Annotated in this window: 8 protein-coding genes; 3 read left to right on the top strand and 5 right to left on the bottom strand. The window is 66.5% G+C overall.

Features of this window, described 5'->3' with window-relative positions:
* The first annotated feature begins 158 nt into the window (after positions 1–158).
* The 3 genes from L6D89_RS17765 to L6D89_RS17755 are packed head-to-tail and all read left to right on the top strand — an operon-like array spanning position 159 to position 5,046.
* Positions 159–1,508, top strand: coding sequence for a TolC family outer membrane protein (locus L6D89_RS17765; protein WP_236171961.1), 1,350 nt, complete (start codon positions 159–161; stop codon positions 1,506–1,508).
* A 21-nt stretch (positions 1,509–1,529) separates the two neighbouring features.
* Positions 1,530–3,686: a type I secretion system permease/ATPase gene (locus tag L6D89_RS17760; RefSeq protein ID WP_236200669.1), complete on the top strand. Its 2,157-nt coding sequence runs from the start codon at positions 1,530–1,532 to the stop codon at positions 3,684–3,686.
* Positions 3,676–5,046 (top strand): HlyD family type I secretion periplasmic adaptor subunit, encoded by a 1,371-nt coding sequence (locus tag L6D89_RS17755; protein ID WP_236171958.1) that lies wholly within the window; start codon positions 3,676–3,678, stop codon positions 5,044–5,046. The genes L6D89_RS17760 and L6D89_RS17755 overlap by 11 nt, the downstream gene beginning before the upstream one ends.
* Before the next feature lie 176 nt (positions 5,047–5,222).
* Here L6D89_RS17755 and L6D89_RS17750 read toward each other — a convergent pair whose 3' ends face one another.
* The 5 genes from L6D89_RS17750 to L6D89_RS17730 all read right to left on the bottom strand — a co-directional run bounded on the left by L6D89_RS17750 (position 5,223) and on the right by L6D89_RS17730 (position 10,502).
* Positions 5,223–5,864, bottom strand: coding sequence for an NAD(P)-dependent oxidoreductase (locus L6D89_RS17750; RefSeq protein ID WP_236200668.1), 642 nt, complete (start codon positions 5,862–5,864; stop codon positions 5,223–5,225).
* A 134-nt stretch (positions 5,865–5,998) separates the two neighbouring features.
* Positions 5,999–6,883 (bottom strand): 3-hydroxyisobutyrate dehydrogenase, encoded by an 885-nt coding sequence (mmsB, locus tag L6D89_RS17745; protein ID WP_236200667.1) that lies wholly within the window; start codon positions 6,881–6,883, stop codon positions 5,999–6,001.
* Between the two features lie 196 nt (positions 6,884–7,079).
* Positions 7,080–8,183 (bottom strand): enoyl-CoA hydratase/isomerase family protein, encoded by a 1,104-nt coding sequence (locus L6D89_RS17740; protein WP_236200666.1) that lies wholly within the window; start codon positions 8,181–8,183, stop codon positions 7,080–7,082.
* Between the two features lie 10 nt (positions 8,184–8,193).
* Positions 8,194–9,012 carry an enoyl-CoA hydratase gene (locus tag L6D89_RS17735; RefSeq protein ID WP_236171952.1) on the bottom strand — a complete coding sequence of 273 codons (819 nt, stop codon included), beginning with the start codon at positions 9,010–9,012 and terminating at the stop codon, positions 8,194–8,196.
* Between the two features lie 326 nt (positions 9,013–9,338).
* Positions 9,339–10,502, bottom strand: coding sequence for an isobutyryl-CoA dehydrogenase (locus tag L6D89_RS17730; RefSeq protein ID WP_236200665.1), 1,164 nt, complete (start codon positions 10,500–10,502; stop codon positions 9,339–9,341).
* Positions 10,503–10,532: the final 30 nt, after the last annotated feature.

Raw genomic sequence — 10,532 nt, 5'->3', positions numbered from 1 at the left:
ATCGATGTCACTTTGATATCGGTGGCTCGCCCAAAAAAATTTAGCGTGAAATTCATCACGCTTTTTGATGCTTTCCTTGCAGCCATTCGCCGGTCTTTTGACGCTGATTGCGGCAATCGAATCGCTGCGGCTATCTCACTGATAAGGATGTTTTCCTCATGCGCATGCGATTCGCCCCTGTAGTGCCCTTCGCCCTGGCATTCGTGCTCCCCGTTCAAGCTGACTCGCTCAACCAGGCCATGCAGAAGGCCCTGGAGTACCACCCGGAAATCCAGGCCGGCGTGAACTCCCGCCTCGCCGCGGACAAGCAGCTGCGCGCTGCGAAGGGTGGCTACCTGCCGTCCGTCGACCTGACCGCCGGTTACGGCCGTGAAGGCTCCGACAACACCACCACCCGCGGCCAAGGCGACCACTGGGAAACCCTGAACCGTGGCGAATCCAACCTCGCCCTGCGCCAGATGGTGTTCGACGGCTTTGCCACCTCCAGCGAGGTCGGCCGCCAGCAGGCCAACGTGAACTCCCGCGCCTACGCATTGCTCGGCACCTCCGAACGCACCGCGCTGGATGTCGCCCAGGTCTACACCGATGTGCTGCGCCGTCAGGAAATGGTTCGCCTGGCCGAGGAAAACCTGAAGAATCACCAGCGCGTCTACGACCAGATCAGCCTGCGCAGTTCCCGTGGCGTCGGTCGCCTCGCCGACCAGGACCAGGCCGAGGCCCGCCTGGCCCAGGCGCAGAACAACCTGATGACCGAGAAGACCAACCTGGCCGACGCCCGCACCAACTACTACAGCGTGGTGGGCAGCGACCCGGTGGACCTGAGCGACCCGAGCGGTCTTGCCGGCCAGCTGCCGGATGACCTCCAGGCCGCCCGTCGCCAACTGGTCGAGAACAGCCCGATCCTGCGCTCCGCGGAGTCCGACGTGGCTGCCGCCGAGAAGCAGTACGAAGCAGCGAAATCGACCTTCTATCCGAGATTCGATGCAGAACTTTCCCGCGGTGCCGATAACAACCTCGACGGAGAAGAAGGCCACAACAACGAATGGCAGGCCATGCTGCGCATGCGCTACAACCTGTTCGCCGGTGGCAGCAACAAGGCCGAGCTGGAAGCCAAGTCGTACGAGGCGAACCAGGCCCTGGATATCCGCAACAACGCCCTGCGCCAGTTGAACGAGGAACTCGGATTGTCCTGGAACGCCCTGAACAACGCCCGCGATCAGCTGCCGATCGCCCGCCAGTACGTGGACTACAGCACCCGCGTGCGCGAGGCCTACCAGAAGCAGTTCACCATCGGCGAGCGCACCCTGCTCGACCTGCTGGACAGCGAGAACGAACTGTTCAACGCTTCGCGCCGTCTGGCCGACCTGAAGTACACCGAGCTGTTCACCCAGTACCGCATCAAGGCCACCCTGGGCGAACTGCTCAAGAGCCAGGGCGTGGTCGCGCCGATGGCCGCGGTGGCTTCCGAAGACGTCAAGCCGAAAGTCCAGCTGCCCGGCCTCAACTAACCTGCCCGAGAGAGCATCCGCGTGGATCAAGAAGTCAGCGCCGTACCCCTAAGCCACGATCCACGCGGTCTGCTCGACGACCCGCTGCTGGACAGCCTGCTGACGCTCTGTCAGCTGCACCAGAAGCCGGCCAGCCGGGCCATGCTCACCAGCGGCCTGCCGCTGCCCGGCCAGCGCCTCTCCGCCGAGCTGCTGCCCCGCGCGGCGGCTCGCGCCGGCCTGCAGGGGCGCCTGCTGCAGCGTAAGCTGGAGCAGATTCCCGCCCTGGCGATGCCGGCCATGTTGCTGCTGCGCGAAGGACGCTGCGCGGTACTGCTGGGCTGGGAGAGCAATGGCGATGCGCGCCTGCTGCTGTCCGAGAGCGACGGCGGCGAAGTCCGCGTCAGCCGCGAACTGCTCGGCGAGGACTACGCCGGCCAGGCCTTCTTCGCCCAGCCGCAGCACAAGTTCGACCTGCAGCACGGCGAACTCATCCCGCGCGCCAAGAGCTGGTTCCGCGACACCCTCAAGCGCTCGCGCTGGCTGTATGTCGACGCCGTCGCCGCGAGCCTGCTGATCAACCTGATCGCCCTGGCCGCGCCGCTGTTCGTGATGAACGTCTATGACCGCGTGGTGCCCAACCAGGCCGCCGCCACCCTCTGGGTGCTGGCCATCGGCATCAGCGGCGCCTACCTGTTCGACCTGCTGCTCAAGACCATGCGCGGCCTGTGCCTGGACCTGGCCGGCAAGAAGACCGACCTGATCATCTCGGCGACGCTGTTCGAGCGTATCGTCGGCATGAGCATGAAGTACCGCCCGGCGCGGGTCGGCTCGTTCGCCCAGAACATCCACGAATTCCAGACGCTGCGCGACTTCCTCAACTCGCTCACGCTGACCACCCTGATCGACATGCCCTTCACCCTGCTGATCCTGCTGGTGATCGGCATCATCGGCGGGCCGCTGGTGTTCGTCCCGCTGATTGCCTTCCCGCTGGCCGCCGGCCTGGGCTGGCTGATGCAGCGGCCCTTGGTGGAAACCATGAACCGCACCATGGCGCTGGCCGCCGAGCGCCAGTCGAGCCTGATCGAGACCCTCGCCAGCCTCGACGCGGTGAAGGTCAACAACGCCGAGAGCGAGCGCCAGTACCTCTGGGAGCAGACCATCGGCACCCTCAGCCGCCTGGAGCTGCGGGTCAAGCTGCTGTCGACCCTGGCGATGAACATCACCGTGCTGATCCAGGCGCTGGCCGGGGTCATCATGATCATCGGCGGCGTCTACCTGATCATCGCCGGCGACCTCTCCATGGGCGGCCTGATCGCCTGCTACATGCTCAATGGCCGCGCCCTCGGCCCGCTGACCCAGCTCTCCGGGCTGATCCAGCGCTACCAGCAGGCGCGCCTGTCCATGGCCACCACCAACCAGATGATGGAGCTGCCGCAGGAGCGCAACGCCGACGAACGTCCGCTGACCCGCTCGCAGCTGCGCGGCGGCATCGAGATGCGCGGCCTCGACTTCGCCTACCCGAACCAGCAGGTTGCGGCGCTGCATGGCATCAACCTGCAGATCCGCGCCGGCGAGAAGATCGGCATCATCGGCCGCAGCGGCTCGGGCAAGAGCTCCCTGGCCAAGCTGATCGTCGGCCTGCACCAGCCCGACAACGGCAACCTGCTGGTCGACGGCGCCGACGTGCGCCAACTGGATATCAGCGAGCTGCGCCACAACATCGGCTACGTGCCGCAGGACATCAGCCTGTTCAGCGGCACCCTGCGCGACAACCTGGTCAGCGGCGCGCGCTATATCGATGACGAACGCGTGCTGGAAGTGGCCGAGCTGACCGGGGTGAACGAGTTCGTCCGCCTGCATCCGCAGGGCTACGAACTGCAGGTTGGCGAGCGTGGCCACAACCTCTCCGGCGGCCAGCGGCAGAACGTCGCCCTGGCCCGCGCATTGTTGCTCGACCCGCCGATCCTGCTGCTGGACGAACCCACCAGCGCCATGGACAACGCCGGCGAGGAGCGCCTGAAACAGCGCCTGCAATCGATCATGGGCGAGAAGACACTGCTGCTGGTCACCCACCGCGCCTCCATGCTCAGCCTGGTGGAGCGCCTGGTGATCATCGACAAGGGCCGCATCATCGCCGACGGTCCGAAGGACGTGGTCATGGATGCACTGAAGAAGGGGCAGATCAGTGTCGCTTAATCCTCTGGGCAGTATCCGCCACTCTGTCCGTGGCTATTTCAAGGGCGGCGACAACCTCGCCGGCCAGCCGCTCCCGGAAGTCAGCAAGGCGCTGATCGAGGACGCGCCGCGCGTGGTGCGCCTGACCATCTGGATCCTGATCGGCTTCGTCGCCTTCCTGCTGCTCTGGGCACACTTCGCGCAGATCGACGAGGTCACCCGCGGCGAGGGCAAGGCCATCCCCTCGTCCAAGGTGCAGAAGATCCAGAACCTGGAAGGCGGCATCGTCTCGCAGATATTCGTCCACGAAGGGCAGGTGGTGCAGGCCGGCGAGCAGCTGATGCGCCTGGACCCGACGCGCTTCCAGTCCAACGTCGGCGAAACCGAGGCCGACCGCCTGGCGATGTTCCTGCGCGTGGAACGGCTGTCCGCCGAGGTGGAAGAACGCGCGCTGAACATCCCCGATGACGTTCGCGCCAAGGTGCCCGGCCAGGCCAGCAGCGAAGAAGCGCTGTTCCACAGCCGCCAGCAGCAGCTCAAGGACGAAACCGACGGCCTGCAGCAGCAACTGGTGCAGAAGCAGCAGGAGCTGCGCGAGTTCGTCTCCAAGCAGGCGCAGTACCGCAACAGCCTGAACCTGCTGCGCCAGGAGATTTCCATGTCCGAGCCGCTGGTGGCCCAGGGCGCGATGTCCCAGGTGGAGCTGCTGCGCCTCAAGCGCGGCGAGGTGGAGAACCGTGGCCAGCTCGACGCCACCACCCTGGCGATCCCGCGGGCCGAGGCGGCGGTGAAGGAAGTGGAGCGCAAGGTTGCCGAAACCCGCTCGCGCTTCCGCAGCGACGCGCTGAAGGAGCTCAACGAAGCCCGCACCGAACTGAGCAAGGCCACCGCCACCGGCAAGGCGCTGGAAGATCGCGTCAGCCGCACCCTGGTCACCTCGCCGGTGCGCGGCATCGTCAAGCAGTTGCTGGTGAACACCATCGGCGGCGTGATCCAGCCGGGCAGCGACCTGATCGAGATCGTCCCGCTGGACGACACCCTGCTGGTGGAAGCGCGCATCCGTCCGCAGGACATCGCCTTCCTGCGACCCGGCCAGCACGCCATGGTCAAGTTCACCGCCTACGACTACACCATCTACGGCGGCCTGCAGGCGGACCTGGAGCAGATCGGTGCCGACACCGTCACCGATGACGACGGCAACAGCTTCTACCTGATCAAGCTGCGCACCCGTAAAAGCCACCTGGGCAGCGACGACAAGCCGCTGCTGATCATCCCCGGGATGATCGCCACCGTGGACATCATGACCGGCAAGAAGAGCATCCTCAGCTACCTGCTCAAGCCCATCCTGCGGGCCAAGGCGGAGGCGCTGCGCGAACGCTGATCGATTGCTGCGGCAATGGTGAAGCGGGCGCCCTGCGGGGACGGACCAGCTCCGGTGTTGCCCGTTGCGTAGGAGCGGACTCTGTCCGCGATGGATTCCGTCGCGATGCGGACCGATCGCGGACGGAGTCCGCTCCTACCCAGAAGGCCCTGAGCCGGCGTTACTGGCAGCGATGTTCAATACGCCACGGTAAACCGCTGCTGGTGATGGTTGGCCTGCTCGGCCTCGTCGAGCATCGCCACCGCCAGGTCCGGCAGGGAGATGCGGCTCTCGCCGTTGCCATCGAACAACACCTGGTCACCGCCGACACGGAAGCTGCCGCTGCGGGTTTCGCCGTCGAGCAGCATCGCCGGGCTGAGGAAGGCCCAGTCCAGTTCCTTCTCGGTGCGCAGCTGGTCCAGCGCGTCGGCGGCGCCCAGCGCACCCTGTTTCCATTGCTCGGGGAATTCCGGGCTGTCCACCAGTCGTTGGCCAGGGGCGATTTCCAGGCTGCCGGCGCCGCCGAGCACCAGCAGGCGCTTCACCCCAGCCGCCTTCACGCCGTCGAGAATGGCGCGGCTGCCCTTGGCGTGGGCGCCACGGATATCCGGATTGCCCCAGCCGGCATTGAAAGCGCTGATGACGACATCCTGGCCAGCGGCGGCACGGGCAACCTGCGCCGGGTCGTAGACGTCGGCCTGGACCACCTTGAGGTTGTCGCGCGCCGGCAGCTTAGCCGGGTCGCGCACCAGTGCGGTCACGCTATGGCCACGGCGCAGAGCTTCTTCGAGGAAGTAATGGCCGACGTGGCCGGTGGCGCCGATCAGGGCAATGTTCATGGAATCACCTATTCGTGGGAGGGAAGGCCGCGCCTTGCAGCTATGGCCGGCAGGTGATTCATCTTCGACCGGGTGCGGCTGTGGATAAAGCCACCCTCACGCCATGCACTCGTAAGCGTGGCTTCACAATAAGGTCAGTTATCGAAGAGTTTCTGCACCACCGAGAAGTCCTGCTCGCCATGGCCCTGTTTTACCAGCAGGCGATACAGCGCCAGTGCCAGGCTGCCCATGGGCGTGCTGTTGCCGCTGACCTGTGCCGTTTCCAGCGCCAGGCCCAGGTCCTTGGTCATCAGCGACGTCATGAAGCCACCGCTGTAGCCGCGTGAGGCGGGGGCATTCTCCATGACGCCGGGCCAGGGGTTGTACACCTCCAATGCCCAGTTGCCGCCGGAGCTGCGGCGCATGATTTCCGACAGCACGGCAGGGTCCAGCCCGTTGGCGGCGCCGAGGGCGAGGGATTCGGCGGTGCCGATCATCAGCACGGCGAGCAACTGGTTGTTGCACACCTTGGCGACCTGCCCGGCGCCGTCGCCGCCGGCGTGGAAGATGTTCCGGCCCATGGCGGAGAACACCGGGCGGGCGCGTTCGAGCACCTCGGCGTCGCCGCCGACCATGAAGGTCAGGGTGCCGGCGATAGCGCCGCCGGTACCGCCGGAGACCGGGGCGTCGAGCATGGCAATCCTGCGTTCGGCGGCGGCCTGGTGGACCTTGCGCGCCGAGGCGGGGGCGATGGTGGAGCACTCCAGCACCAGGGTGCCGGGGGCGATGTGCGCCAGCAGGCCCTCATTGCCCAGGTAGAGCCCCTCGACGTGCCCGCTGGCTGGCAACATGGTGACCACCACGTCGGCGCCGTCCACTGCATCATGAGCGCTGCGCGCAGCACTGGCGCCCTGGGCGACCAGGCCGTCGATGGCGCTCTGCACCAGGTCGAACACGCGCAGCAGGTAGCCGGCCTTGATCAGGTTGGCGGCCATGGGCGCGCCCATGTGGCCGAGGCCGATGAAGGCGATGGTTTGCATGCTGGTTTCCTCCTGTTGGGCCGCAGGGCGCTCCAGCGCCAGGAGAAGTCATGCCAGCTCCGGGCGGCGGCTCGCGTAGGGCGCATAACGCGCAAGCGTTATCCGCCGCTCGGGTGGGCGGCGGATAACCTGTTCCAGGTTATGCGCCCTACGCTGCTGCGAGGCCGTTCGCGAGCGAGCCCGCTCCTGCAGGGGGCTAGAGGTCCGCCAGCGGATGCTCGCCCTCCCAGGTCGCGTCGAAGTGCGCATTCACCACAGCATCAGGTATGGCAGCGATATCCGGCCAGTGCCAGTGCGGGGTGTTGTCCTTGTCGATCAGCCGGGCCCGCACGCCTTCCGGGAATTCCGGGTGGCGGCAGCAGTTCAGGCTCATCGCGTACTCCATGCGGAACACCTCGGCAGTCGACAGATGGCGCGCGCGGCGTATCTGTTCCCAGACCAGATGGGCGGTCAGTGGGCAACCTGCGGCGAGGGTTTTCGCCCCGCGGGCAATCAGCGCGTCCTCGTCGTCGACCAGCGCGGTCAGCGCATTCCAGGCCTCGGCGATGTTGGCGCTGTCGAGCACCGCGTCCAGGCGTTCGCGGCGCGGCAGCAACTGGGCATCCGGCAGCTCACCGCGAGCCTCGTTTTCCAGTGCCTGCAACAGGCTATGCAGCTGCACCTCGGCCTGTTCGCGCCAGTTCAGTTGCACCAGGCCGTCGATCAGGTCTTCCTGCTGGGTGTCGAGCAGGAAGCGGTCGGCGAGGTCCAGGTCCAGGGCGTCGTGGGCGTTCATCTGCGTGGCGGTCAGGCCGAGGAACAGGCCGAGGCGGCCGGGCAGGCGGGCGAGGAACCAGCTCGCGCCGACATCCGGGTACAGGCCGATATTCACTTCCGGCATGGCCAGGCGGCTGCTCGGGGTGACGATGCGTATGCCGGCGCCTTGCATCAGGCCCATGCCGCCGCCCATCACGTAGCCGTGGGCCCAGCAGATCAGCGGCTTGCCGTAGGTGTGAAGGAGGTAGTCCAGGCGGTATTCGTCGGCAAAGAAGCGACGGGCCAGCTCCGGCACCTCGCCGGGCTTCTCGCGGCAGGCATCCACCAGCTTGCGTACGTCGCCGCCGGCGCAGAAGGCCTTGCCGCCATTGCCGCGCAGGACCACGCAGGCGATCTGCTCGTCGGCCTGCCAGACGCGCAGCTGGTGGTTCATCGCCTCGATCATCGGCAGGCTCAGGGCATTCAGGCTCTTCTCCGCATCCAGCGTCACCACGCCGATGCGGAAGCCGTGCAGGCCGGGGCGTTCTTCGAACATCACATTCATGGTCGGGGCCTTATTGGTTGCGCCAGTGCGGGTCGCGTTTTTCCAGGAAGGCATTCACGCCTTCACGGGTGTCGTCGGCGTCGAACAGGTCGACGAAGCGCTCGCGCTCCTCCGGCAGCCAGGTGCTCGGGCCGCGTTCGCGGGCGCCCTGGATCAGCGGCTTGATGGTGCGCACCGCCACCGGGCTCTGGCGCGCGACCTTGGCTGCCAGCAGCAGCGCCGTGCCGCGTGCTTCGCCGGTGTCGACGACCTGCTCGACCAGGCCGATGCGCAGCGCCGTCTCGGCATCCACGCGCTCGCCGCAGAGGATCATGCGCTTGGCCCAGCCTTCGCCCACCAGCCAGGGCAGTGCCTGGGTGCCGCCGGCGCAGGGCAGCAGGCCCACGGTCGCTTCGGGCAGGGCCATCTGCGCCTGACGTTCGGCGATGCGGATGTCGCAGGCCAGCGCGCATTCCAGGCCACCGCCCATGGCGTAGCCGTTGATTGCGGCGATCGACACGCCACGGAAATCGCGCAGCGCCTCGAAGGCTTCGCCGAAGCGCCGGGCCATCTCGCGGGCGCGGGCCTTGTCACCGTCGGCGAACATGTTCAGGTCGGCGCCGGCGGAGAAGAATTTCGGGCCCTGGCCGGTTACCACCAGGGCGTAGATGTCGTCGTCGCGGTTGAGGTGCTCGATCACCTGGCGCAGGCCGATCAGCGAATCGCGATCCCAGGTATTGGCCGGCGGATGGTTGATGGTGATCAGCGCGGTGTGGCCGTGCTTTTCCACCGTCAGCTTGTGGGTCAGGTCGAAGACTCCGGGCTTGTAGGGCTCGAGGGCGTTGCTCATGGGCATCTCCTTGTCGGTCATGGGCATGGACTCTAGGTGTGCGCGGCAGGGCGCGTCCATGTCCGATCTGTTCGATCGCACCCGCATTGGCGGGCGGTTTTTCCAGTGCCAGGCTCTTCGTAGGAGCGAGCTTGCTCGCGAACCAACCCCGCTGCGGAGATTGTTCGCGAGCAATAACGATGGCGTCCCCCTCGCTCCTACAGGGAAGGTTTCACAGCAAACGGTCCAGTTACGTAGGGCGAATAACGCGCCAGCGTTATCCGCCATCCAGGCGTCGGCGGATAACCTGTTCCAGGTTATGCACCCTACGGTTCGGCCATTTGATTTCAGAGCAGGCGGTCCAGCATCCCACCCTGTTCCAGTAAACGGCGGGCGACGATCACCCGCATGATCTCGTTGGTACCTTCGAGGATCTGGTGCACGCGGCTGTCGCGCACCCAGCGCTCCAGTGGGTAGTCGTTGAGGTAGCCGTAGCCGCCGTGGAGTTGCAACGCCTCGTTGCACAGGGCGAAGCAGCGGTCGGTGGCAAAACGCTTGGCCATGGCGCAATACAGCGTCGCCTCGCCGTCCTTGTGGTCCAGCTTGTGCGCGGCCAGGCGCACCATCTGCCGGCTGGCGGTGAGGTCGGTGAGCATGTCGGCGAGCTTGAACTGCAGGGCCTGGAACTCGGCCAATGCCTTGCCGAACTGCTTGCGCTCCTCGACATAGCGCAGCGACTGCTCCAGCGCCGCCTGGGCCGCGCCGAGGGAGCAACTGGCGATGTTCAGGCGGCCGCCGTCCAGGCCCTTCATGGCGTAGACGAAGCCCTGGCCCTCCGGCCCGATGCGGTTGCCGGCGGGAATGCGCACGCCTTCGAAGGTGATAGTGCGGGTCGGCTGGGCCTTCCAGCCCATCTTGTCCTCGTTGCGCCCGTAGCGGATGCCCTCGGCGTTGGCCGGCACCAGGAAGCAGGAGATGCCCTTGGCGCCTTCCTCGCCGGTGCGCGCCATGACGATCAGCACGTCGGTGCTGCCGGCGCCGGAGATGAAGGTCTTGGCGCCATCCAGCACGTAGTCGTCGCCATCGCGCCTGGCGCGGGTGCGCAGGCGCGCGGCGTCGGAGCCGGCGTCCGGTTCGGTGAGGCAGTAGGAGGCCAGCAACTCGCCGCCGATCAGGCCCGGCAGCCACTGCTCCTTGAGCGCGGCGTCGGCGAAGCTGGCGAGCATCCAACTCGCCATGTTGTGGATGGTCATGTATGCCGTGGTGGCGACGCAGCCGGCGGCCAGTTGCTCGAAGATCAGCGAGGCGGACAGCCGCGACAGGCCGAGGCCGCCATCTTCCTCGGCAATGTACAGGCCCAGGTAGCCCTGCTCGGCGGCGCGGCGGATCACCTCCACCGGGAAGTGGTGCTGGCGATCCCAGTCGGCGGCGTGGGGCGCCAGCTCGCGGCTGGCGAAGGCACGGGCGCTATCCACCAGCAGGCGTTGTTCTTCGGACAGATCGAAATGCATGCAGCTACCTCTGGTTGTTCTTGTCGGCTA

Origin of the sequence: Pseudomonas pseudonitroreducens (assembly GCF_021603645.1) — a bacterium.
GTDB lineage: Bacteria > Pseudomonadota > Gammaproteobacteria > Pseudomonadales > Pseudomonadaceae > Pseudomonas > Pseudomonas pseudonitroreducens.
This window is presented reverse-complemented; position numbering and strand designations above follow the sequence as displayed.